General features: G+C 62.6%; 21 protein-coding genes. 13 read left to right on the plus strand and 8 right to left on the minus strand.

What is annotated here, in order from left to right:
* Nucleotides 1-13 precede the first annotated feature (13 nt).
* Nucleotides 14-1,381 carry a PepSY-associated TM helix domain-containing protein gene (locus tag HMPREF2807_RS07090; RefSeq protein ID WP_046648374.1) on the minus strand — a complete coding sequence of 456 codons (1,368 nt, stop codon included), beginning with the start codon at nucleotides 1,379-1,381 and terminating at the stop codon, nucleotides 14-16.
* Between the two features lie 705 nt (nucleotides 1,382-2,086).
* On the opposite strand from HMPREF2807_RS07090, the gene HMPREF2807_RS07095 reads away from it, so the two are divergent.
* On the plus strand, nucleotides 2,087-2,269 hold the full coding sequence (locus HMPREF2807_RS07095; protein WP_046648373.1) for a hypothetical protein: 183 nt from the start codon (nucleotides 2,087-2,089) through the stop codon (nucleotides 2,267-2,269).
* 247 nt (nucleotides 2,270-2,516) lie between these two features.
* Here the strand turns inward: HMPREF2807_RS07095 and HMPREF2807_RS07100 are convergent, their stop codons facing one another.
* The gene (locus HMPREF2807_RS07100; protein WP_070511433.1) at nucleotides 2,517-4,700 is read right to left on the minus strand and encodes an NADP-dependent isocitrate dehydrogenase; all 2,184 of its coding nucleotides are present in this window, start codon (nucleotides 4,698-4,700) and stop codon (nucleotides 2,517-2,519) included.
* A gap of 182 nt (nucleotides 4,701-4,882) precedes the next feature.
* Between HMPREF2807_RS07100 and HMPREF2807_RS07105 the strand changes: the two genes are divergently transcribed.
* The 6 genes from HMPREF2807_RS07105 (at nucleotide 4,883) to HMPREF2807_RS07130 (ending at nucleotide 10,270) form a co-directional block, all read left to right on the plus strand.
* A complete protein-coding gene (locus HMPREF2807_RS07105) occupies nucleotides 4,883-6,118 on the plus strand; it encodes an MFS transporter (RefSeq protein ID WP_198531389.1) in 1,236 nt (411 codons plus the stop codon).
* Nucleotides 6,119-6,128: 10 nt separating this feature from the next.
* Nucleotides 6,129-7,028: an exodeoxyribonuclease III gene (locus HMPREF2807_RS07110; RefSeq protein ID WP_070511440.1), complete on the plus strand. Its 900-nt coding sequence runs from the start codon at nucleotides 6,129-6,131 to the stop codon at nucleotides 7,026-7,028.
* Between the two features lie 65 nt (nucleotides 7,029-7,093).
* Nucleotides 7,094-7,285: a hypothetical protein gene (locus HMPREF2807_RS07115; RefSeq protein WP_049157254.1), complete on the plus strand. Its 192-nt coding sequence runs from the start codon at nucleotides 7,094-7,096 to the stop codon at nucleotides 7,283-7,285.
* A 48-nt stretch (nucleotides 7,286-7,333) separates the two neighbouring features.
* The gene (gene trpS / locus HMPREF2807_RS07120) at nucleotides 7,334-8,368 is read left to right on the plus strand and encodes a tryptophan--tRNA ligase (protein WP_070511442.1); all 1,035 of its coding nucleotides are present in this window, start codon (nucleotides 7,334-7,336) and stop codon (nucleotides 8,366-8,368) included.
* Between the two features lie 74 nt (nucleotides 8,369-8,442).
* Nucleotides 8,443-9,525 carry a YhjD/YihY/BrkB family envelope integrity protein gene (locus HMPREF2807_RS07125; protein ID WP_049157256.1) on the plus strand — a complete coding sequence of 361 codons (1,083 nt, stop codon included), beginning with the start codon at nucleotides 8,443-8,445 and terminating at the stop codon, nucleotides 9,523-9,525.
* A 4-nt stretch (nucleotides 9,526-9,529) separates the two neighbouring features.
* Nucleotides 9,530-10,270 (plus strand): RDD family protein, encoded by a 741-nt coding sequence (locus HMPREF2807_RS07130; protein WP_070511444.1) that lies wholly within the window; start codon nucleotides 9,530-9,532, stop codon nucleotides 10,268-10,270.
* Here HMPREF2807_RS07130 and HMPREF2807_RS07135 read toward each other — a convergent pair.
* Nucleotides 10,245-11,465 (minus strand): D-alanyl-D-alanine carboxypeptidase family protein, encoded by a 1,221-nt coding sequence (locus HMPREF2807_RS07135; protein WP_070511446.1) that lies wholly within the window; start codon nucleotides 11,463-11,465, stop codon nucleotides 10,245-10,247. The genes HMPREF2807_RS07130 and HMPREF2807_RS07135 overlap by 26 nt on opposite strands.
* 39 nt (nucleotides 11,466-11,504) lie before the next feature.
* Here HMPREF2807_RS07135 and HMPREF2807_RS07140 point away from each other — a divergent pair, with 39 nt between their 5' ends.
* Nucleotides 11,505-12,368, plus strand: a complete 864-nt coding sequence (locus HMPREF2807_RS07140; protein ID WP_198531387.1) for an amidohydrolase family protein — start codon at nucleotides 11,505-11,507, stop codon at nucleotides 12,366-12,368.
* Between the two features lie 3 nt (nucleotides 12,369-12,371).
* On the opposite strand, the gene HMPREF2807_RS07145 is transcribed toward HMPREF2807_RS07140, so the two are convergent.
* From HMPREF2807_RS07145 to HMPREF2807_RS07155, 3 genes are read right to left on the minus strand one after another with little or no spacing between them, the layout of a single operon-like run.
* Nucleotides 12,372-13,610: a hypothetical protein gene (locus HMPREF2807_RS07145; RefSeq protein ID WP_049157259.1), complete on the minus strand. Its 1,239-nt coding sequence runs from the start codon at nucleotides 13,608-13,610 to the stop codon at nucleotides 12,372-12,374.
* 11 nt (nucleotides 13,611-13,621) lie between these two features.
* Nucleotides 13,622-14,485 carry a C40 family peptidase gene (locus tag HMPREF2807_RS07150; RefSeq protein WP_070511450.1) on the minus strand — a complete coding sequence of 288 codons (864 nt, stop codon included), beginning with the start codon at nucleotides 14,483-14,485 and terminating at the stop codon, nucleotides 13,622-13,624.
* Nucleotides 14,485-14,769: a hypothetical protein gene (locus tag HMPREF2807_RS07155; protein WP_049157261.1), complete on the minus strand. Its 285-nt coding sequence runs from the start codon at nucleotides 14,767-14,769 to the stop codon at nucleotides 14,485-14,487. The genes HMPREF2807_RS07150 and HMPREF2807_RS07155 overlap by 1 nt, the downstream gene beginning before the upstream one ends.
* Nucleotides 14,770-14,830: 61 nt before the next feature.
* Here HMPREF2807_RS07155 and upp point away from each other — a divergent pair, with 61 nt between their 5' ends.
* The 3 genes from upp to HMPREF2807_RS07170 all read left to right on the plus strand — a co-directional run bounded on the left by upp (nucleotide 14,831) and on the right by HMPREF2807_RS07170 (nucleotide 18,262).
* Nucleotides 14,831-15,466: a uracil phosphoribosyltransferase gene (gene upp / locus HMPREF2807_RS07160; RefSeq protein WP_046648363.1), complete on the plus strand. Its 636-nt coding sequence runs from the start codon at nucleotides 14,831-14,833 to the stop codon at nucleotides 15,464-15,466.
* Between the two features lie 118 nt (nucleotides 15,467-15,584).
* A complete protein-coding gene (locus tag HMPREF2807_RS07165) occupies nucleotides 15,585-16,766 on the plus strand; it encodes a M20 family metallopeptidase (protein WP_046648362.1) in 1,182 nt (393 codons plus the stop codon).
* Between the two features lie 71 nt (nucleotides 16,767-16,837).
* Complete coding sequence (locus tag HMPREF2807_RS07170; protein ID WP_046648361.1) at nucleotides 16,838-18,262, plus strand: NAD(P)H-quinone dehydrogenase; 1,425 nt, start codon at nucleotides 16,838-16,840, stop codon at nucleotides 18,260-18,262.
* Between the two features lie 48 nt (nucleotides 18,263-18,310).
* Here the strand turns inward: HMPREF2807_RS07170 and HMPREF2807_RS07175 are convergent, their stop codons facing one another.
* Together HMPREF2807_RS07175 and HMPREF2807_RS07180 are read right to left on the minus strand one after the other, a co-directional pair.
* Nucleotides 18,311-19,048, minus strand: a complete 738-nt coding sequence (locus HMPREF2807_RS07175; RefSeq protein WP_070511452.1) for an Ltp family lipoprotein — start codon at nucleotides 19,046-19,048, stop codon at nucleotides 18,311-18,313.
* 123 nt (nucleotides 19,049-19,171) lie between these two features.
* Entirely contained in the window at nucleotides 19,172-20,479 is a 1,308-nt protein-coding gene (locus HMPREF2807_RS07180) for a short-chain fatty acyl-CoA regulator family protein (protein ID WP_070511454.1), read from the minus strand.
* 169 nt (nucleotides 20,480-20,648) lie between these two features.
* Here HMPREF2807_RS07180 and prpD point away from each other — a divergent pair, with 169 nt between their 5' ends.
* Nucleotides 20,649-22,160: a 2-methylcitrate dehydratase PrpD gene (prpD, locus tag HMPREF2807_RS07185; protein WP_070511456.1), complete on the plus strand. Its 1,512-nt coding sequence runs from the start codon at nucleotides 20,649-20,651 to the stop codon at nucleotides 22,158-22,160.
* Nucleotides 22,161-23,093, plus strand: coding sequence for a methylisocitrate lyase (prpB, locus tag HMPREF2807_RS07190; protein ID WP_070511458.1), 933 nt, complete (start codon nucleotides 22,161-22,163; stop codon nucleotides 23,091-23,093).

Consider the following 23,093-nt stretch of genomic DNA (forward strand, 5'->3'; position numbering starts at 1 on the left):
GGCTTTCACTAAATTATCCGACCGGGATTGGCGTGCGTTCCCTGCGCGGGGCGGTGGCACGGTTCACAAGGGTGACATCGAGAATCAGGAACGCTGCCAAAGTGATTCCCAAAAGCGGCAGGAAGACGCCCACGGTGGCGGCGAAAAGCGCGCCCAACCCTGTGGTGGCCCAGGAAAAGTGGGCAGTCGGGAGGAAGCGTGGGCGACGTTTCCACCACATGTAGTACCCCAGTACTACGAGAGCGGCGGTGGCGAGACCCAAGGCGAGGAGCGCAATCTGCAGCGGCAGTCCGAACATGATGCCCATGTGCAGGTAGATGCCCCAGCTGCTGAGCTTGCTAAACAGCGGCAGGCTGGAGAAAGGCTGGCGGTCGATGACGTCGCCGGTAGTGCCATCTACCGAAATTGCATCGGAGGTGGTGCGCCATTCCACCCAGCGTTCGCTGACCTGCCAGGCGGAGTTGGCGTCCTCCGGCGGGTAGAGGCGCAGCGGTCCGGTCAGTCCCTCGGCGCGGCCGGTGGCGAGGACGCGTTCGGCCTCGGCAGCCACGTTCGCGCTTGACCACGCCCCTCCAACCCCATGACCTTCATGTCCTTCATGGCCGGTGTGCTCATGCGTTTCAGCGGTGGTGCCGGGGAGGGCAGTCTCGATGGGGGTGGCCTTCCAGTTCATGCGCTCGACGAGGGAATCGACGTTCCCGCCGGCCAGTCCCGACCACGTGATACCGGTGGCAGAGAGGCCAAGCAGGCCGATGAAGATCCAGGCGCCAACAGTGGAATGCAGGCGGGTGGCCTTCCAGCGGGCAGAGCGCTTGGGCTGCTGCTGCGCTGCGTTCGCGGTTGCCTTGTTCTTCGGGCGGCGGCGAATCCACCACATATAAAGACCGCCACAGGCCATGACCCACAGCCAAGAAGCAGCCAGCTCCGAGTAGAGCTCACCGACCTTGCCCAAGTGGAAGCTTTCGTGCAGGGAGGAAATCCAGCGGCGCAGCGGCATCTCACCCAGGCCCGAGTAGGTGGGGTAGTCCCCGATGACCTCGGCGTTGGCAGGATTGATGAAGACGGTGCGCTGGAGGCTTTCGTCGATGCTGTCATCGGAAACCAGCACGCGCGTCGAATCCGTCGGTGTCGTGGCCGGCCAGACCTGCGTGACCGGCATGTCAGGCTGTTTGTGCTGCGCGGCCTGGATTTGTTCCTCCAAGCTCACGGGGTGCTCGACCGCCGGAACGGTCATGACGTCGCGGTACACCACCTTCTCCAGGGTGGGTGCCATGGCATAGAGACAGCCAGTCAATGCCGCAACGAGGATGAAGGGGCCGACGAACATACCGCCGTAAAAGTGAATGCGCTGAATGAAAGATCGCAGAGCCGTCCGACTCATATGTAGTGCTCTTTTCAGTGTGTACAGGTAGGGCCCGTAGTGGGTGCCTGAGGGTGAATGCTTTCGGGCACTCAAGACGGGCGATGGACAGGCGCTGATATCAACTGCACTACTAGTCGGAGGCGGTGGTTGCTTGGTTCCCGTGGATTGAAAAACTCTCTCTTTTGCTGTGCGGTGTAGCTTTTACAACCTTTGATGAGGTTAGGGGTTTGCATAAGCCGTTGTCGGACTTCAATTGATGGTCGGCTACAGAGATCTGCCAATAGGGATAGCGAGGCTAATCTCATATTGATAGCCTGAGCACATGAGCATTATGAAGATCTGCCCCCCCTGCACGACAACATAAGACTACCGCGGTAGTCATTGCTGGCGTAATGCTGGCAGGCTTTGTGAAGATTCCAACTGCGCATGCGCAAAACTACAACAATCCGTTTCCCACTGAACCCTCCGACTCTTACATCCAAGACTGTGCGAACAATCCGGCTACGTGCAAATTGCCAGAAGGAGTGGCAACTGGTGCATCTCCCGAGAAGCAGGAGGCATGGAACAGATGCTTAGTGGCGATGACCGTTGCTGGTGTTCCTGCGGGCCGGGCGGTGCAAGGAATGCTTAAGGCAATTGCGACCGGAGTTGTAGCGGGTGGCCTAAACGGTTACGCCAGTTGCGACTGGGATGCAATTCTCGCTAAGTAGAGGTGTTGAGAGCATGAAATCATTTTTGGCTGGTTGGATTTTGTCGATAGGCGCGGTACTTATGGTGGGGTATTCCTCTGCTGACTTGATGTGGGTAGTCCGGACGGCCCTACTTACGACGATTCTCTGGGTATCAGCCTATTTCATTTCTAAGAAGCGCCAGATTCAAAAAGTGGATGGCATCGACCGTAGCTGATGCTCCCATGGTTGTACGGGACGCTAGTCACCTGATTTTAGGCAGCGGAGAAATTGCCCAATGGCATCGGAGGAGGAGGGGGTGTTACACCGCCGGTAGAGCGTGAGGTGGGACCATGTCTCGCGTCACGCAGCGGCGTCGAAGGCGACTTGGTGGTTAAGGACGTCTTCGTAGGAAAACGACGGCGCCGCGCGCTCCACTACGGAGAGGATGCGCGCGGCGGTCGGAAACATGACGGGAGAAAGAGTTACTTCTTCAGGCCATCAATGATCTCGTTGAAGGCAGCGACCGGGCGCATGGTCTGGTTGAGCTTCTCCTCGTTCGGGGCGTAGTAGCCGCCGAGGTCGACGGGGGAGCCCTGGACGTCGAGAAGCGCCTGCTCAATCTCGCCTGCCTTGGCCTCGAGGGCCTCAGCAACCGGCTTGAAGGCCTCGGCCAGCTCGGCGTCGTCAGTCTGCGCAGCCAGCTCCTTGGCCCAGTTGAGGGTCAGGAAGAAGTGGGAGCCGCGGTTGTCGTTCTCGCCGACCTTGCGGGACGGGGACTTGCCCTCATCCAGCAGGGTCTCGGTGGCCTTGTCCAGCGCTGCGGCCAGCACGCCAGCCTTGGCGTTGCCGTTGGTGTTGTTCTCGTGGCGGAAGGACTCTGCCAGAGCCAGGAACTCACCGAGGGAATCCCAGCGCAGGTGGTTCTCCTCCTGGACCTGCTGGACGTGCTTCGGGGCGGAGCCGCCGGCACCGGTCTCGAACAGGCCGCCGCCTGCCATGAGCGGAACCACGGACAGCATCTTGGCGGAGGTGCCCAGCTCCAGGATGGGGAAGAGGTCGGTGTTGTAGTCACGCAGGACGTTACCGGTCACGGAGATGGTGTCCTCGCCCTTGCGGATGCGCTCGACGGAGATCTTGGTCGCGGTGACCGGGTCCTCGATGGAGATGTCGAGGCCCTCGGTGTCGTGATCCTGCAGGTACTTCTTGACCAGCTCGATGAGGTTGGCGTCGTGGCCGCGCTCCGGGTCGAGCCAGAAGATAGCCTTCATGCCGGACAGGCGAGCACGGTTGACAGCCAGCTTGACCCAGTCCTGGATCGGGGCGTCCTTGGTCTGGCAGGCGCGCCAGATGTCGCCGGCCTCGACGTCGTGGGAGATGAGAGCCTCGCCCTTGGAGTTGCGGACCTCGACGGTGCCCGCAGCCGGGACCTTGAAGGTCTTGTTGTGGGAGCCGTACTCCTCAGCCTTCTGTGCCATGAGGCCGACGTTCGGGACGGTACCCATGGTGGTCGGGTCGTAAGCGCCGTTAGCCTTGCAGTCCTCGATCACGGCCTGGTAGACACCGGCGTAGGAGGAATCCGGGATGACGGCGAGGGTGTCCTGCTCCTCGTCGTTCTTGTTCCACATGTGGCCGGAGGTGCGGATCATGGCCGGCATGGAGGCGTCGATAATGACGTCGGACGGAACGTGCAGGTTGGTAATGCCCTTGTGGGAGTTGACCATGGCGAGGTCCGGACCCGCGGCCAGCGCGGCGTCGAAAGCGGCCTTGATCTCAGCGCCATTCTCCAGCTTGTCCAGGCCCTCGTAGATAGCGCCCAGGCCGTTCTCGCCATTGAGGCCAGCGGCCTCGAGCTCCTCGCCGTACTTCTCAAAGACATCAGCGAAGAAAGCGCGCACGACGTGGCCGAAGATGATGGGGTCAGAAACCTTCATCATGGTGGCCTTGAGGTGAGCGGAGAAGAGAACGCCCTCTTCCTTGGCGCGGGCAACCTGCGCCTTGAGGAACTCGTCGAGTGCCTTGGCGGACATGAAGGTGCCGTCGATGACCTCACCCTTGAGGACCGGCAGCTTCTCCAGCAGGGTCTGCTCGCCCTCGGCGGTCTTCAGCACGATGGAGAGGGTGTCCTCCTCCGGCATGATGACGGACTTCTCGTTGTGGCGGAAGTCGTCAGCGTCCATGGTGGCCACGTTGGTCTTGGAATCCGCCGACCACGCACCCATCTTGTGCGGGTTCTTCTTAGCAAAGTTCTTGACCGCAATCGGGGCGCGGCGGTCGGAGTTGCCCTCACGCAGAACCGGGTTGACGGCGGAGCCCTTGACGGCGTCGTACTTCTCCTGAGCCTCTTCGTACTCCGGAAGGTCGTAGCCGGCGGCCTGCAGCTCAGCGATGGCCTTCTTCAGCTGCACCAGGGAAGCGGAGATGTTCGGCAGCTTAATGATGTTAGCTTCCGGGGTCTTGGCCAGCTCGCCGAGCTCAGCCAGGGCATCGGAGACCTTCTTGTCACCAAGGCGCTCCGGGAACTGGGCCAGGATGCGGCCGGCCAGGGAAATGTCGCGGGTTTCCACCTCGATGCCTGCGGTGGACGCGAAGGCCTCCACGACGGGCTTGAAGGAGTAGGTCGCCAGCAACGGCGCCTCGTCGGTACGGGTCCAGATAATCTTTGCCATGGTTCTCCTAAAGAAGTTGAAAACTGTTCAACCTCACAGGATACCTGTCTTATTTTCTCGCGGTGCCGGTCCCCCTGTGACTCGCACCACCAGCGGGGGAAGTCTGTGTACTTGGCACAACCTTTCCGGCTGGACTTACGAGCTCGGCAGGGAAAGTACTAAGGTCTGCCCACGTGAAACCGATGAATACCCGTATCCAACGCCGCCCCGTCCCACGCCAGACGGAAATCTCCGCGACGCGCCGCACCATCGTCATGATTGCCATGGCGCTGGGTGCTTTCGCCATCGGTACCACGGAGTTCACCTCCATGGGCCTGCTGCCGCTCATCGCGGATGATTTCGGCATTACGGAAGACACGGCGTCGGTAGTCATCTCCGTCTACGCACTCGGTGTCGTCGTGGGCGCCCCAGTCATCGCCGCACTTACAGGCAAGCTCCCACGCCGCCGCCTCATCATCCTGCTCATCGCCTTCTTGCTCGTGGGTAACCTGCTGACAGCCCTGGCCCCGAACTACGGCGTCCTGCTGGTGGCGCGCTTCATCGCGGGTCTGCCGCATGGCGCATACTTTTCCGTAGCTAATCTGGCTGCGGCATCGATGGCGCCACCGGGCAAGCAAGGGTTTGCCATGTCGATGGTGGGCATGGGTCTGTCCATCGCCACCGTGATCGGCGTGCCCGCGGCCCAGGCCCTAGGCCAAGGATTGGGCTGGCATGCGGCGTACTTTTTGGTCGTGGCCATTGCGGGGCTCACGATGGTCCTGCTCTTTTTCCTCTTCCCGCACATGACGCGCATGCCGGAAACGGATATGTTTACTGAGCTCGGCGCGCTGAAAAACAGCCAGGTTCTGCTCACCGTATTCCTCGGCACCGTCGGCTTCGGTGGCATGTTCGCCGTCTACACCTACATCACGTGGACCATGACGGAGGTCGCCGGCATGGACCCGAGCCACACGTGGATTGTGCTCATGGCCTATGGCATCGGTATGACTGTTGGCAATGTCGCCGGTGGTGCGCTGGCGGACCGAAACCTGGAATTCGGCATCATCTTTGCTCTCATCTGCATGGTCGGTGTGTCCGTGGCCTTCTACTTCCTGGCTCACAACGCATGGGCGGGCACGATTGCCTTTGGTGTCTTGGCCTTCTTCGGCTCCATTCTCGTGCCTTCCTTGCAGCTGCGCCTGGTCAACGTAGCGGGGGATGCGCAGACCCTCGCGGCGGCGTTGAACCAGTCCGCGCTCAACATCGCTAATGCAGCGGGCGCGGCTATCGGTGGCGCGGTCGTGGGCGCGGGCTACTCCTATAACTCCACCGCGCTGGCCGGCGCGGGCCTGGCGGTGGCCGGCTGTGTTACTTGGGTCGTCACCATGTGGGACAAGCGCCGCCGGGGCCCTTCCGTGAAGATTATTGAACAGAGTTAGACTGACCGGCATGAGTTTCACCATCGCCTCCGTCAACGTCAACGGCATCCGCGCGGCCTGCAAACAGCGCAATGAGAACAACCCGGGGATGAACGCGTGGTTGGATACCACGCCGGCCGATGTCGTCCTCATGCAGGAGGTGCGCGCCAATCCCGAGCAGACCCAGAAGGCCCTGGCCCCGGCTCTGGAGGCCGGATGGAACCTGGTGCAGGCCGAATCCGCCGCCAAGGGCCGCGCGGGCGTGGGCATCTTATCGAAGCATGCGCTTGGCGACGTCTCCGTGGGCTTCGGCTCCTTCGCCGAATCCGGCCGCTTCATTGCCGCCACCGTGGAAGGCGTGCGCGTGGCCTCTTTGTATCTGCCCTCCGGCGATGTGGATTCGCCGAAGCAGGATGAGAAGTACCTCTTCCTGGACGAGTTTTCTTCAGTCTTGGATGAGATGGCTGCGACCTACCCGGAGGCTGTTATCGGTGGTGACTGGAATATTTGCCACCGCGCCCAGGACTTGAAGAACAACAAGCCCAACGAGAAGAAGTCCGGCCACCTGCCGGAGGAGCGCGCTTTCATGGATCGCGTCTTTGGCTCCTTCCCGGATGCGCAGCCGCAGGAGAAGAAGGGGCTCGGGGATTGGCTCGGCGTGGTGGATTATGAGACCAAGACCGCCTGGGAAGCGGCCGCGGACCCGCAGTGGTTTGACGTCGCCAGGCGCCTGCACCCGGAGGCTGAGGGGCCCTATACCTGGTGGACCTACCGCGGCCAGGCTTTCAATAACGACGCTGGGTGGCGCATCGATTATCAAGCGGCCACGAAGTCTATGCTGGAGCGCGCGCAGCGCACGTGGGTGGAGAAGGCGCCGACGGTGGAGGAGCGCTGGTCCGATCACTCTCCTCTTCTGGTGGAGTACAAGTAGCCGAATCCAAGTAGTGGTACGATAATCCCGTCTTAACGTCCTTTTCTATTTCGCAGGAGATACTCATGACCCGCGCAATCATCTACTTTGTCCTCGGCGCTATTCTGCTTGCCCTGGGTATCTGGTGGTGGACCATCGTCGGACCGTCCTTTGCCTTCCTTGGCCCGATCGTCCTCCAGGGTGTTGGTGGCGCGTTCATGGTGGCCGGTTTCGCCGTCATGATGGACGTTATTAGCCCGACCTCCCGCAAGATTTAACTGAGGCAGCGCCGCCCCAGCGGAGGCGGCAGAGTAGAGTAGTCAACCATGACTGACTCCACTTCTGCATCGACCTCCGCTTCCCGAGTCCTCTCCGGCATCCAGCCCACGGCGGACTCCTATCACCTGGGTAACTACCTCGGAGCGCTCAAGCAGTGGATTGACCTGCAAGACTCTCACGAGGCTTTTTATTTCATCCCGGACCTGCACGCCATCACGGTGGAGCAGAACCCGGAGGAGCTGCGCCACCGCACCGTGGCGGGCGCCGCGCAGCTCATCGCATTGGGCATTGACCCGGCGAAATCTACCCTCTTCGTCCAATCCCACGTCCCCGCGCACGCGGAGCTGACGTGGGTTTTGCAGTGCCTGACCGGCTTCGGTGAGGCCTCCCGCATGACCCAGTTCAAGGACAAGTCCCTCAAGCAAGGCCAGGACCGCACGTCCGTGGGCCTGTTTACCTACCCCGTCCTGATGGCCGCGGATATCCTCCTGTATTCCCCGCACTATGTGCCGGTGGGGGAGGACCAGCGCCAGCACCTCGAGCTCACTCGCAACCTGGCGGAGCGCTTCAACAACAAATACGGCGAGGTCTTCCGCGTGCCAGAGGCCTTCATTCCGGAGGGCTCAGCCAAGATTTATGACCTGCAGGAGCCGACGTCCAAGATGTCGAAGTCGGGCGCAAACCCGAAGGGCATCGTGAACCTGCTCGATGCTCCTAAGACCTCCGCTAAGCGCATTAAGTCCGCGGTGACCGATGACCTCGGCGTGGTGGCCTTCGACCGCGAGAAGCAGCCCGGCGTGTCCAACCTGCTGGCTATCCAGTCTGCGCTGACCGGTGAGAGCATCCCGAACCTCGTGGACAAGTACGCGGGCCAGGGCTATGGCCACCTGAAGGTGGACACAGCAGAAGCGCTGGAGGCCTTCACCACTCCGCTGAAGGCACGCTACGACGAGCTCATGGAAGACCGCGGCGAGCTCGAGCGCATCTTGGCCCAGGGTGCCGAGCGCGCCACGGAGATCGCCTCCCCGCTCGTGGACAAGGTCTACGAGGCGGTGGGCTTCCTCCCCGCGCGCCGCGGCTGAGTTGGTTAGCATGATGAAGACTGTGTAGAGGACTCTGTAACTTATTTCTGTAATTCATAAAAAGGGGAAAGCCTGTGGCGCCAACGACTCAACCCGATGAGAAGAAGACCGATGACTACGGCATCGAGCGTGCTAATGCCGATGAGCCGGGCGCGGTAGATAAAGTCCGCGAGAAGTCCGGTTTTATCGACCACATCATGAAGATGCTGGACCGCTACGGCAGCCAGGGCGGAAACCAGTTCGCGGCCGGAATTACGTATTTCTCGGTTCTGGCTATCTTCCCCATCTTCATGCTCACGGTGGCAGCCATCGCCACCGTGTTGGCCAATCGCCCCGATCTCATGCAGCAACTGGAGGAGCAGATCGCGAACTCCGTGTCTGGCGATCTGGGGGATTCGATTACGCAGATTCTGCATACCGCGATTGAACAGCGCGGCGCGATGTACGGCATCGGTGGCCTGACTACCCTGTGGTCCGGGCTGGGCTGGATGAACAACCTGCGCATTGGCATTTCGGCGATGTGGATGCAGGATCCGACTGACGCCCCGGGCAACTTTGTGACCAAGAAGCTCAGCGATCTGCTGGGGCTCATCGGCCTGCTCGTGGCCATGGTTATCGCCTTCGGCGTGACGGCGGCGGGTTCTTCCGGACTGACCCAAAAGATTTTCGAGTGGGTCGGTATTGAGTCTTTCCCTGGCATGGGCGCAGTGCTGGTTGTGGCCGGTATCGTCATCGGCCTTATCGCCAACTTCCTCGTCTTCTGGTGGATGGTGGCCTTCCTGCCGCGCACGAAGGTTCCCACCAAGTCGGGACTGATGGGCGCGGCCATTGGTGCGGTGCTCTTTGAGGTAATCAAGCAGCTGTCCACCGTCATCATGTCCTCCGCGGCGGGCAACCCGGCAGGCGCCGTGTTCGGCCCCGTAATCGTCCTCATGGTGGTCATGTACTTGGTCTGGCGCGTCGTCCTGTACGTCTCCGCATGGACGGCCACCACCGAGGAATCCCTCGAGCTGCTCGTGCCGCCCGTCCCAGACCAGGCTGTCATCCGCGTCCGCAACGAGATCCGCCAGGGCCCGAACCCGGGCGTGACCCTGGGCGCCGGTGCTGCCCTGGGTGCAGCCGCAGCTGGTGCCTGGGCCCTGCTGCGCCGAAAGTAGGCCGATGCTACCAGCGTCTTTTGCCCCGAACCTGTACGAGCACTTCAGCCTCGATTCACGCGCGACCTCACGAGAACTGGGCGTGCAGTTGGCGGCTGCCGACGCTCACCTCGAAGGCCTCGGCTACCTCCCCGAAGCCCCAGAGCGCGAGGAGCTTGCCGTTGCCTCCCGCATTCTATGCGAGCCTTCCTCCCGCGCCAGCTATGACCAAAAGGTCGAGTCCGGCGCCCAGCTCACGTGGGCGCAGCTGGAGGATTACGCGACTACCGGCCGGTGGGGTGAGAGCGCGCACGCCCCAACGCCAACTCCGCCCCGCGATGATGCGCGGCGCGCCTCTCCCGGCAACCGCGTGCTCATGGCCGTCATTGACTACTTTCTCGCGGCCCTCGTGGTGTCCTTCATCGTCGGCTTTGGCTTTACCAACCCGGATGATAATTCGGTGTGGATCGTCAGCATCTCCAGCATCTTCACGGTGGCTTACTACATCTGTTTCGAGGTCCTCGCCGGGGCAACACCTGCGAAGATGATTGCCGGGTATACCGTGCGCGATGTGACGACCCACGAGAAGCTCACCTGGCAGCAGAGCATCAGGCGCAACTGGTGGCGCGTGGCCTCCCTCGTGCCGCTCATTGGGCCGCTGATCGCCTTTTTTGGTGCCCTCTACGTGGTGACCACGATTGGGGCCAAGAACAATCTACGCGGCCAGCACGACATCATGGCTAACGCCGAAGTAGTGAAAAAGTAGCAACCACTACGACGAGGAGCGCGACGAGCCCCGCCACCATCCAGCCAATCCAGCCCTGCGAGCCTTCGAAGGACGAAGACTCCGCAGCCACCTCCGCGGTGGCGGGCGCAGCCGGGGTGGTGGGAGCCGGGCTCGTAACCGCAGACTCCGCGGGCTCTTCCTTTCCGGCTGCGAAGTCATCTAGGTGCCCGACGCCATCGCCGGCGCGGACGTCGGAGGCTTCGTCGAGAAGCATCTGCGCCTGCTCCCAGGCGCGGAACCCATGCTCGACGGTCGTATCGAGGAGAACCGCCTGGAGGCGGCGCCCATCGCGGTCGATAGCGCCGACGAAGGTATGGTGTGCGTCCTCGGTATAGCCCGTCTTGCCGCCGATGCCATCCGGGTCGTTGAGGAACAGCCCATTGTCGTTCCACAGCTCATAGCCGGGCATGTCACCCCAGCCGGGAAACTCCACGTGCTCGGTGTCGACGATGCGCGCGAAGGTGTCGTTGGCAAAAGCCGTGCGGTAAATCAGCGAGATATCCGCCGCGGACGTCGACATGCCTGCCGCGTCCAGCCCCGAGTAGCTCGCCGCTACCGTCGAGCGCGTGCCAATCTCCTGTGCCTTCGCATTGACCTTTGCCAATGCTTCATCGTCCCCGCCAACAGCCTGCGCGAGAGCGTGCGCGGCGTCGTTGCCGGAAGCCATGAGCAAACCCTGCAAAAGCTGCTCCACGGTGTAGACCCCATCGGGGCCGAGGCCGACAGCGGAGCCCTCGATGGAGGCGTCGTCAAGCGTGGCGGTGATGCGCTGGTCGAGGGGAAGCTCCTCGATGACCACGAGCGCTAACAGTGCTTTGATGATGGAGGCCGGGCGGTAGCGCCCATTGGGATCCTTCATGGCGATGATTTCGCCGGTGTCCAGGTCACTGACCATCCACGCCGACGCCACCACGTCCTTATTGACCCGAAAACCGCGCGGAGCGGTCACGCCGCAGGCAGCGCCCTCAACAGCGGGCAGGGGAGTGGGCGCGACTTGGCCGGGGGAGAGTCGCTCGGAGGTGGTGGTTGGCTCCTCGGGAACGAGGGAGTGCGGGCAAGAGTCGGTATCCGGCGCGGTGGTGCGCGTGGGCGACGTTGACTCTTCCTCCTCTGCAAACGCCGGTGGCGTCGCGGCTAAGGCGAGGGCAGTCAGGATCGCGGGGACATGTTTCATAGCGTGCTTAATCCTAGACCCCGTCCTAGGATGAACCTCATGCATGACGCACCTCTGATTAGTCCCGAAAACAAAGACTCCGGCGCCGAGATTTTCGCCGGCCTGCCCAAGGTGACGCTCTTCGCGCCGCTGCCCACGGATGCTTCGACCCCGGACGAGCTCCGCGCGGCCACGCACGCTGTTGTACAAGCGCTTGCCGACGACCACGTGGTCTACGCCGAGCTCCGGCTGAGCCCCGGCGCCTTCCCCTTCGACGCGGCCGAGGCCCTCGCCGCCGCGCAGGAAGGGTTGGATGTTCCTGGAATCGATGCTCGGCTTATCGTCGAGGGCGATGCCAGCGAGGCCGCGGTGGGCGTGGCGCTGACCGAGCTGTCTGCGGCTGAGAAGCTCCGCGCGGACTTCATCCCGTGGGAGCGCGATGTCGATTCTTATGAGGATGCCGTGGCTGCAGTGCAGGCGGGTGCGACGCGCCTTGTTCATGCCACTGATCTTGTCGATGACTTCAGCGCGGATCTCGACGGCGTTCGCCCAGGCAGGGCCTCTGCGTGGGTGCGGGATCGCCGCATCGCGCTGACCTTCGCGCCGCTGGAGGAGCTGCCCGCAGAGGAGTTGGCTGATCACCCTCTGCCGCTGCTGCAGCAGCTCGGCTTTACCTGCACGGTGGCGGGGGAGAAGCTCAGCGACGTCTTCTTGGCCCTGAGCGAGACCTTTGGCTACGGGCTGGAGGAGTTCTTCGACCTCACCATCAAGGCGATTGAGAACTCTTTTGCCAGCGAAGAGGACCGCCAGCGCCTCATCGAGCAGAAGATTCTGCCCGCGTACGAGGAGCTGGCGGATCCGGAATTCGCGGAGGACGCTTCCGAGACAGAAGAAGCGGAAGAAGAGACTGAGTCCTCCGACTAGAAACTAAAAGCGGGAGAAGCGCTTCGTCAGCATCTCCTCCAGGCCCTTCCAGGACTCCGCGTGCTCGGTGTAGGGCTTGGAGGGAACGTAGCCTGCGTGCTCGGTGGAGCCGAGCATGTAGCCCAGGTAGTCCTGGAATCGCGGGTTCTGCAGCATGTAGGAGTTGATGGAGTCATCCCCGGACCAGTCGGCAGCATCGGCGCAGACTTCGTAGCAGCGACCCATCTGATCCGTATCGACCGCCTCCGGGCCCTTCTCAATGTCACGCACGATGCCGTTGAAGTTGTACTGGTTATCCGGGTGAACCGTGACCTCCAGCTCACCGGCGTTCGCTGCGGCAACGACCTCCTCCCAGGTGGAGACCTTGGCCAAGTCGTGGTCGTCATTTTCCATGATCCAGCGCACGAGCACCTTGGAGCTGGGGAAGGTGAAGATCTCGCCCCACTTGCCCAGGAACACTGGCTTGCCGTCGAGGTAGGTGCGCAGGGTGTAGACAGTCCTTTGGTCGGCGGTGATCTTTACCGGGTCGATGCCTGCGGCTGCCCACGGGGAGCTGTCATAAGGATCTGCCGATTGTGCGGCGGCCTTGCGCTCTTCTTCGGCCTTTTTGCGTGCTTCCTCCGCCGCTTCGGTGGCGGAGGAAATGCGGGTGGCGGCGCTCGTGGTTGCATCCTGGGTGAAATCAGAAGAAGGAACGACCTTGACCACCTTGTCGAGGTCTTCGATCACTGCGCGCCAGTTGCTGTGGATAACGCGGCCCACGCCGGACCACTCGCTCATGCCCTGGTCGCCGGCGTAGTGATCTGCACCGCGGGCAGGGTTGCGCAGGATGGAGTGCGAAGCGAAGAAGATGACGGTGTGCTCGGCGCCGCTGACCTCTGCCAGCGAGTGCGCAATCTCCAAGCAACGCGCGACCGTGGAGACGTTCTCGTGGCTCGGGCGGCCAGCGAGGTACTTCGGCATGCCGACGAGGTCGTACACGTGCTTCTTTTCAGGAACCACGCGGTCTGCCGCTTGGGAGTTGAACACTTCCCACTTGGGGTGATCGAGCAAGTCATGCTTCGTCCCCGACTCGAGGAAGCACAGCATTTCGGCTTCCGTTTTAAAGAGCAGGACAGACTCGTCATCACCGAGAAATGCCTGCCACTCGGAGCCGTTCTGGCGCCACTTTGGCGCCCATAGGGTATAAAAATCGCCCTCGGAAAGGGAGAGTTGGATAGGGACAATAGCGCGGGTGTTCATGGGGAAACAGTCTACCCTGTGGGCCTCCAGAAGCCTTTGAAAGCCATCCCCATGTTGTTGGTGCGCAATGGATTGGTTTGCACGGGGCTTCCGGCCTCCACCATCTGCCCGTCGCCGGAGTACATAGCCACGTGCCCATCCCACACGATGAGGTCACCGGGTTGCAGCTCCTCCGCGCTGACCTGTCGGCCCACGGTCTGGCTTTCAGCGGTGCGTGGCAGTTCCACGCCGGCCTGTCTCCAGGCCCATTGGGTGAGTCCTGAGCAGTCGAAACTACCGTTGCCGGTTCCTCCCCACCCATAAGGAGTCCCCACCTGGGATAGCGCTGCTTGTGCTGCGGCCTGTCCCTGCGTGGTTGCCCCGTTCTCCGCCGCCGGAGCGACGAGCGCGTGGCGCGCCATGTTTTCTTCTTGGGGGCCACGCACCGAAGGCTGGACCGCGCGCTGGCCGATGGGAACGAGGGGAGCCGCCGCCTGCAGAAGTTCGCCGGCTAAGTGCTTCAAGCGCTGCAGTGCCTTGCCGACGTACTCCATAGCGAGAGCCTGCAAAGCTGAGCGTGCCGCGGCCTGTGCCGCCGGGTTCGGAATGAACAACCCCAGAGCTATAGGTAAACCGCGCTGGAGTAGCTCGAAGCCCAGTCCGATGAGTTCCCTGACGGCCGCTGAAATCAGCCCGCGCGCGGAATCCAGAGCGGAGCGGGCCGTGGAAAGATCCTCAGTGGCTTGGCGGGCGGTGTCCAACAGCGTTCGCGGATCACCGTGCGCTATCTCCGCGAGGGGTCCCGCGGCAGTGAGATCGGGCACAGTGGGCAGGGAGACGTCGGGAAGCTGCGCCGGCTGCATCCGCGCAATCTGAGCTATCGCTGATTCCAACATCACAGACCTCCACACGCGCTCGCGAGGCCACTATCGGTCTCCTCGGCTTCCCGCGCCATGCGGAAGCTGGACTCTGCCACCGCTCCGGCATCGGCTCTGACCTGGGCAAGGCGTGCTGTGAGATTCTCCATAGCGGCGTTGAACGCACTGCTAAAGCCGTCCACGACCGGCTCTATCGGTAGCTCGGGAGAAGGAGCGGGAGAGGCCTGAGAGACAGCGGCAAGTTCGTGGGCTAAGCGGCGAGTGTGTTCAGTATCAATGGTGAAAGTATCGAAGCTAGTCATGCCTTATTAGACTTCACCGCCCGCTGATCGGTTCCCGACCAATTCTTATACAGTGAAGGACATGGATATCCACGTAGTAGACCACCCCCTCGCCACATCCCGGCTGACCCTCATGCGCGATGCCCGCAGCGACAACGCCGCCTTCCGTGCTGCCTTGCGAGATCTGGGCACCATGCTTGTTTATGAGGCGGCGCGCGACCTGCCCGTTGAGCACTTTGAGTGCGTCACACCCGTCGCCACGGCCGACGGTACCCGCCTGCAGGACCCTCCGATCATCGTGCCCATTATCCGCGCTGGCCTGGGCATGATTGATCCGGCACTGTCCATGATCCCGGATGCCCAGGTGGGCTTCATTGGCATGGCGCGCGATGAAGAAACCCACGAGCCGGTGCCTTACCTGGAAGCCCTGCCGGAGGATCTCAGCGGTCGGAGTGTCTTCGTGGTTGATCCAATGCTGGCCACGGGTGGTTCCCTCCTGCACTCCCTGAAGCTCCTGGCAGATCGCGGCGCTACCGACATCACGGCAATCTGCATGGTCTCCGCGCAGCCGGGCGTTGATGCGCTGGCCAACTCGGGGCTGCCAGTCCGCTTGGTCACCGCAGCGATTGATCCCTCCCTCAACGAGGACGCCTACATCGTCCCGGGCCTTGGCGATGCCGGCGATCGCCTTTACGGTCCCCGCAATATCGACCTGTAGCGAAACCGTCGGACAGGGCAGACCGCTCAGTATATCTGGCGCGTGACCTGCCCGACTAACTGAACCGCATGGTCTAGTTGTAGACTCTTCCCAGTAGGAAACCACGGAGGAGGAAGCAGTGATCTCGGACTACGTCAGTGAGTGGTTCAGCAACCACCGCGCGGAGGTCATCGCGTGGCGCCGCCATATCCACCGCCACCCGGAGACCTCCAATAACGAGGTGGAAACCACCCGCTTCCTGTCCCGCACCCTGCGCGAGTACGGTTTGGAGCCGCAGCTTTTCCCCGAAACCGGCCTCATGGTGGACATCGGTCCCGATACGGAACTCGGGCGCCTGGCCTTCCGCGCCGACATCGACGCGCTTCCTGTCACCGAGGTCACCGGCCTCGAATACACCTCCGAGGTGCCCGGCGTCATGCATGCGTGTGGGCACGACATGCACACCACCATCGCACTTGCTACGGCCTGCGCCTTGGCGGACCTCAACCGCGAGCATCCGCTGGATTTCGGTGTTCGTGTTATCTTCCAGCCCGCTGAAGAGGTGTGGGTGGGCGGTGCCACCGACGTTATCGAGTGGGGCGCGCTCGAAGGTGTGAACTCCATCTTCGCCGTCCACGTTGAACCGAAGCTGCGCGTCGGGCGCATCGGCGTCCGCGCCGGCGCGATCACCTCGGCCACCGATGTTGTGGAAATTAACGTCTCTGGCCCGGGCGGGCACACGTCACGCCCGCACTTGTCGGCAGACGTCGTCTATGCCCTGGGCAAGCTGCTGACGGATCTGCCGGGCTTGCTCTCGCGCCGCGTCGATCCGCGCACCGGCACCGTTTTGGTGTTTGGCCAGGTGAATTCGGGTTATGCCCCGAACGCGATTCCCGAGACCGGCTCTGTGTCCGGCACGATGCGCACGGCGGACATTGGCATTTGGCGCGACATGCAGCAGCTCTTCGCTGAGTTGGTGGAACAGGTGCTAGCGCCCTTGGGCGTGGAACATGAGTTGGTCTATCACCGTGGGGTTCCGCCCGTGCTTAACGACGACGTCTCCACCGCCCTCCTCGCCAGCGCTGCCCAGGCCATCGACCCGCAAGCCGTGGTTCAGGCCCCACAATCCTCGGGCGGCGAAGACTTCTCGTGGTACCTAGAGAAGGTTCCCGGCTCCATGGCCCGTTTGGGCTGCTGGTCTGGTGAAGGAGAGCAGCATGATCTCCACATGGGGGATTTGGCGCCTGATGAGCGGGCCATCGGCGTGGGTGTCAAACTCTTTGGTTCCGTAGCAGAACAGTTCGCCAACGTGGAGGATTAAGCGCCTAAGCACTACACTGTGACAAGGATTTCCCAGAGTTCTTATAGGCAGAATTTTAAAAAGGAGCGACAGTGTCACAGGAAGCCCCCCGCATCGTAATTATCGGCGGTGGCCCCGCAGGCTACGAGGCTGCGACCGCCGGCGCCAAGTACGGCGCGCACATTACGTTGGTTGAGGAACAGGGCCCGGGTGGCTCCTCCGTTCTCTTGGACTGCGTGCCCTCGAAGTCTTTCATCGCTGGCGCCAACATTCGCACCGACTTCCGCCGCGCGGATGATATGGGCCTGAACCACCAGCTCGGCTCGCTGCAGCTGAGCCTGGAGGCCCTCAACGGCCGTGTGCAGGCGCTGGCTGCTAACCAGTCCCGCGACGTGCGCGCGGGCCTAGAGAAGATCGGCGTCAAGGTCATCGATGGGCGCGCTGCCTTCTCCGAGGACCAGCACGGTGTGAAGGGGGCAGCGCATAAGATCGATGTCACCCACAAAGATGGCACCACCGAAACCCTCGACGCGGACCTGGTCCTCGTTGCCACCGGTGCCACCCCGCGCATCTTGCCGGGCGCGCAGCCGGACGGCGAGCGCATCCTGACCTGGCAGCAGGTCTATGACCTCAAGGAGGAGCCGGAGCACCTCATCGTGGTGGGTTCCGGTGTGACCGGTGCGGAGTTCGTTTCTGCTTTCGCGGAGATGGGAGTGCGCGTGACCATGGTGGCGTCCCGCGACCGCATTCTGCCGCACGATGACGCTGACGCTGCCGACGTCCTCGAGACCGTCCTGGCTGAGCGCGGCGTGGAGCTGGAGAAGAACTGCCGCGTGGAGACGGTCTCCCGCACAGAAGACGGCAACGTCGTGGTCAAGACTCAGGATGGCCGCGAGATCCACGGTTCCCACGTCATCATGTCGATTGGTTCCATTCCGAACACCAAAAACCTCGGCTTGGAGCACGTTGGTGTGGCCACCACGCCGTCCGGCCACATTGAGGTTGACCGCGTCTCTCGCACCAACGTCGCCGGCATCTATGCCGCCGGTGATTGCTCCGATCTGTTCCCGCTGGCTTCCGTTGCGGCAATGCAGGGCCGCATCGCCATGTACCACTCCCTGGGTGAGGGTGTGTCCCCGCTGCGCTTGAAGACCGTGGCAACCGCCGTGTTTACCCGCCCAGAGATCGCTGCCGTGGGCTTCACCCAGGCAGAGATTGAGGCCGGTGAGGTCGCTGCCCGCACCGTCATGATGCCGCTGAACACCAACCCGCGCGCCAAGATGCGCTCCCTGCAGCATGGCTTCGTCAAGCTCTTCTGCCGCGCTACCTCCGGCCGTGTCATCGGCGGCGTTATCGTCGCGCCGACCGCCTCCGAGCTTATCCTGCCCATCGCCGTGGCGGTGACCAACCAGCTCACGGTGAACCAGCTGGCGGATTCCTTCGCGGTCTACCCGTCCCTGTCGGGCACCATCACGGAGGCGGCCCGCCGCCTTGTCGCCCACGACGACCTTGAATAAAGACCGCGAGTAAATCAGACCTGGCTCTGGTTTAGCTTCGGCTCGGATTTATAAGCCCAGTGTGCTCACGGCATGCTGGGCTTCTTCCATGGTGAATCTCTCGCCGTACTCGCTGGTGAGCTGATCGAGCAGCGCCGGGCCGGACATCGGCATCATCTCCTGGTAGTTTTCCGCTGCCTCGACGGCTTCGGCCATCCAATCAGCATTTGCCGTGTCCACGGCGTACTGTGCCTGTTCCGGTGTGAACTTCTCTCCGTACTCGGAGGTCAGCTGGTCATAGAGCTTGGCCTTGGAAAAGGCGGCGAAATCCACGTAGTGTTCGGCGGACTCGAGAGCCTCGGCATTCCAATCCACATCGAGCTGATCCATGGCGTACTGCGCCGCCTCCGGGGAGAATTGCGAGCCGTATTCGCTCGTGAGCTGGTCATAGAGCTTAGCCTCAGAGAAGGCAGAAAAGTCCACATAGCGCTTCGCCGCGCGCAGAGCATTCTTGTGCTCTGTGGGTACGGCGTTGTCATCGTTGCCAGTATCGCTTGCAGTGGATTCCACGTCAGCTGCGGCATTGTTGATATCGACGGCCGTGATGCTTGTGCTTGGCTCCGGTGCGGCGGTGTTGGTCGGGTCATCGCCGTCAGAACCCGCATTGAGGGCGACGCTGCCGAGCACCAATACCGCGATTGCCCCCGCGCCCCACTTGAGGCAGCCGCCTTTCTTCTTTTTCTTCGGTGCTGCCTGCCCTGAGGTTGGTTCCGGAGAGAACTGGGGAGCTGCATAAGGGTTGGACATGAGAGAGAACCTCCTGCATAGGTGAGTGAAGAGAACTCGGCGTGGTGCCGAACACGTCCTATAGTGGCAAGCCCACCGGACATCGCCGCAAGAGATTCGAAAGCCTAGGCGAAAATGAGAGAACTACGAGGTGGCGTATGCCGTCACCGGCGTGGCATTGAGGTCGAGGCTGACGGGCCGGCCCGCCTGCGGGAAGGCGCGCTGCGGGCACGCCGGGCGCGGGCAGGCGGCGCAGCCGGGGCCGATGGGGGTCGCCTCGGAAGGGGAGAGGTTGAGCGCGTCCGCGTAGACCACGCGATCCGCTTGTGCGATATCGCAGCCTAGGCCCACGACGAATTCCTTGCGCGGCGTGCCCCAGGCCTGGGCCTGTCCTTGGACGAAGCGCGCGATCCATAAGTAGGTGTGGTCATCGGGCATCGAGGCCACCTGGCGCGTGATGCGGTTGGGCGTTTCAAACGCGCGGTGCACCACCCACAATGGGCAGGAGCCGCCGCTGCGGGCGAAGTGGAAAGCGGTGGAGGACTGGCGCTTGGAGATATTGCCCGCGCGGTCGGTGCGGATGAAGGAGAAGGGAACACCTTGGTGGCCGGGTCGCTGTAACGTCGCCAAGCGCTGCGCGGTGGTTTCGAAACCAGTGCCAAAGGCCGTCGCGATGACGTCGATGTCATAGCGCGTTTCCTCTGCGGTGGCGAGGAACTGGGTATAAGGCATGGTCACGGCGGCGGCAAAATACTGCGCGAGGCCCAGAGTGCCAATGGTCTGCGCTTCCTCGCCCGGCAATTCTGCGACGAGTTCCGCGCAGTGCTCCGGGTAGGCCAGCAGGCAGTACTGAAGGGCCATCTCAAAAACCAGCTGGGATTCCGTAAGGCCCGCGCGCAGGTGCAGCTCCCGGTTGTGGAAGGTGCGTCGGCGCGGGGACGAGGAGGAAAATCGCGTCGTAACGCCGAACTCATCTTGCAGGACGGAAGCCAAGCGCCCGCGGCGCAGAACTCGGTCCCCGAGCGAATCGGAAAGCTCCTCGGCAGCGATGTCGAGACTGTGGACGTAGTTGTGCGCGTCGTAAAAGAAGTCGCGGACCGCTTCGAAAGGGCCGGGTTCGGCGGGGGTGTGCGCGGCGGCGTCGACAAGCCGGGGCAGAAGTTCGGGGAAGCGCCCGCTGAGATCGGTAAGAGTTGCCTCAGATGCTTCGGGGAAGAGTTGGCGCAGCTCGGCGAGCGCACGCAGGTCACGGTCCCCAGCGAAGTAGGTGGCATCAACGCCGAAGCGTTGGGTCAGCTGCATGAGGACGGTGACGGTGAGCGGGCGCTGGTCATTTTCCAACTGATTGAGATAGCTGGTGGATAGCCCCAGCTGCTTCGCCATGGCGGCTTGCGTGAGGTGGCGTTCCTTGCGTAATGCGTGGATTCTCGCCCCCGCGTAGTGCTTGGTCACCGTCTGTTTCCTCCTAAAAAGCCTTCCTGCCTGGGGATTCCACAAGTTTTGCAAGTAACGCAAATCCCTGCAACAGATAGTCACAGTTTACACATGTGGCAGGGCGCACGGACTGGGGTTAGTGTGATGCCTATCGCAATCGTTGTTCTTGTCTAGGAGGAGAACCCCTTTGATTAACCACGAAGTACGTACCCACAAGTCAGCCGAGAACTTCCCCATCGAAGAGCACCTCGCCTACAAGATCGCCAAGGTAGCCGCCGATCCCGTCGAGGTTCCGGCCGAGACCACCGAGATGATCATCAACCGCATCATCGATAACGCCTCCGTGGCCGTCGCTTCCGCCACCCGCCGCCCGGTTACCTCCGCCCGCGTCATTGCGCAGGCTCACCCGGTGCAGGAAGGCGGCGCCACCATCTTCGGTGTGGACGGCGCTTATTCCGCAGAGTGGGCAGCCCTAGCCAACGGCACTGCCGTGCGCGAGCTGGACTACCATGACACTTTCCTCGCCGCCGATTACTCCCACCCGGGCGATAACATCCCGCCGATTCTGGCCGTGGCACAGCACAAGGGGCTGACCGGCAAGGACCTCATCCGCGGCCTGGCTACCGGCTATGAAATCCAGGTCAACCTGGTTAAGGGCATCTGCCTCCACGAGTGGAAGATCGACCACGTGGCGCACCTCGGCCCCTCCGTCGCCGCGGGCCTCGGCACCATGCTGAACCTCGACGTCGAGACCATCTACCAGGCCATCGGCCAGGCGCTGCACACCACCACCGCTACCCGCCAGTCCCGCAAGGGCCTCATCTCCTCCTGGAAGGCTTATGCACCGGCCTTTGCCGGCAAGATGGGCATCGAGGCAGTGGATCGCTCCATGCGCGGCGAGGGCGCCCCGGCCCCGATTTGGGAAGGTGAGGACGGCTTCATTGCGTGGATGCTGCACTCCCCGGAGCGCACCTACACCGTCCCGCTGCCGGCGGAGGGTGAGGAAAAGCGCGCCATCCTGGACACCTACACCAAGGAGCACTCCGCGGAGTACCAGGCACAGGCCCCGATCGATATGGCCTTTGCACTTAAGAAGACGCTCGCGGAGAAGGGACTGAAGACCGAGGACATCGAGTCCATCGTCCTGCACACCTCGCACCACACCCACTACGTCATCGGTACCGGCGCCAACGACCCGCAGAAGATGGACCCGAACGCCTCCCGCGAGACCCTGGATCACTCCATCATGTACATCTTCGCCGTGGCACTGCAGGACGGCGAGTGGGACTACGAGACCTCCTACTCCGACGAGCGCAAGCACCGCCAGGACACCATCGACCTGTGGCACAAGATTTCCACCGTCGAGGACCCCGAGTGGACCCGCCGCTACCACTCCAACGACCTCAGCGAGAAGGCCTTCGGTGGCAAGGCCGTCATCACCTTCAAGGATGGCACCGTGATCGAGGACGAGCGCGCGGTGGCCGACGCCCACCCGCTCGGCGCCCGCCCCTTCGGCCGCGAGGAGTACATCAACAAGTTCAAGAAGCTCGCCGCCGGCAAGGTGTCGGAGGAGGAGCAGGAGCGCTTCCTCGCTGCCGCCCAGAACCTGGAAAACCTCACCGACCTGAGCGAGCTCAACGTTCGCCTCACCGACGAGGCCATCGCCACCGCACCCGAGACCCCGAAGGGACTGTTCTAAATGGCTGGCCTATTTGGCTCCACTATCAGCAACGCAGACAAGCGCAAGAGCTTCCGCGAGGCGCTGAACGCACCGGGAATCACCACGCTGCCGGGCGCCTTCAACCCATTGACCGCGCGGCTCATCCAGGACATCGGCGGCTTCGGCGGCGTCTACGTCTCCGGCGCGGTGCTGGCTAATGATCTGGGTCTGCCGGACATTGGTCTCACCACCCTCACTGAGGTGGCGCAGCGCGCCGGGCACATCGCCCGCGCCACGGACCTGCCTGTGCTTGTCGACGCCGACACAGGCTTCGGCGAACCCATGTCCGCCGCCCGTACCGTCGCCGCGCTGGAGGACGCCGGCTTGGCTGGCTGCCACCTGGAAGACCAGGTCAACCCGAAGCGCTGCGGACACCTCGATGGCAAGGAAGTGGTGCCGACGGATCTCATGGTTCGCCGCATCACCGCTGCCGTCAACGAGCGCCGCGATGAGAATTTCATCATCTGTGCGCGTACCGATGCCGCCGGCATCCACGGCATCGATGAGGCCATCGAGCGCGCCAAGGCCTACGCCGACGCCGGCGCGGACCTCATCTTCACCGAGGCCCTGTACTCGCCGGAGGACTTCGAAAAGTTCCGCGCCGCCGTGGATACCCCGCTGCTGGCCAACATGACGGAGTTTGGCAAGACCGAGCTGCTGTCGGCTAAGCGCATTGAAGACTTGGGCTACAACGCCGTCATCTGGCCGGTGTCCACCCTGCGCGTGGCCATGGGCGCTACTGAGGAATTCCTGCGCGACATGCAGGAAACCGGACTGCAATCCGAAGAGTGGCTCGAGCGCATGCAGCACCGCTCCCGCCTCTATGAGCTGGTGCGCTACGACGAGTACAACGCCTTCGACCAGAGCGTGTTCACGTACTCCAAGGACAGCTACAAGCCCACCTTCGACTAA

This window comes from Corynebacterium sp. HMSC074A09, assembly GCF_001811545.1.
Classification (GTDB): domain Bacteria; phylum Actinomycetota; class Actinomycetes; order Mycobacteriales; family Mycobacteriaceae; genus Corynebacterium; species Corynebacterium hiratae.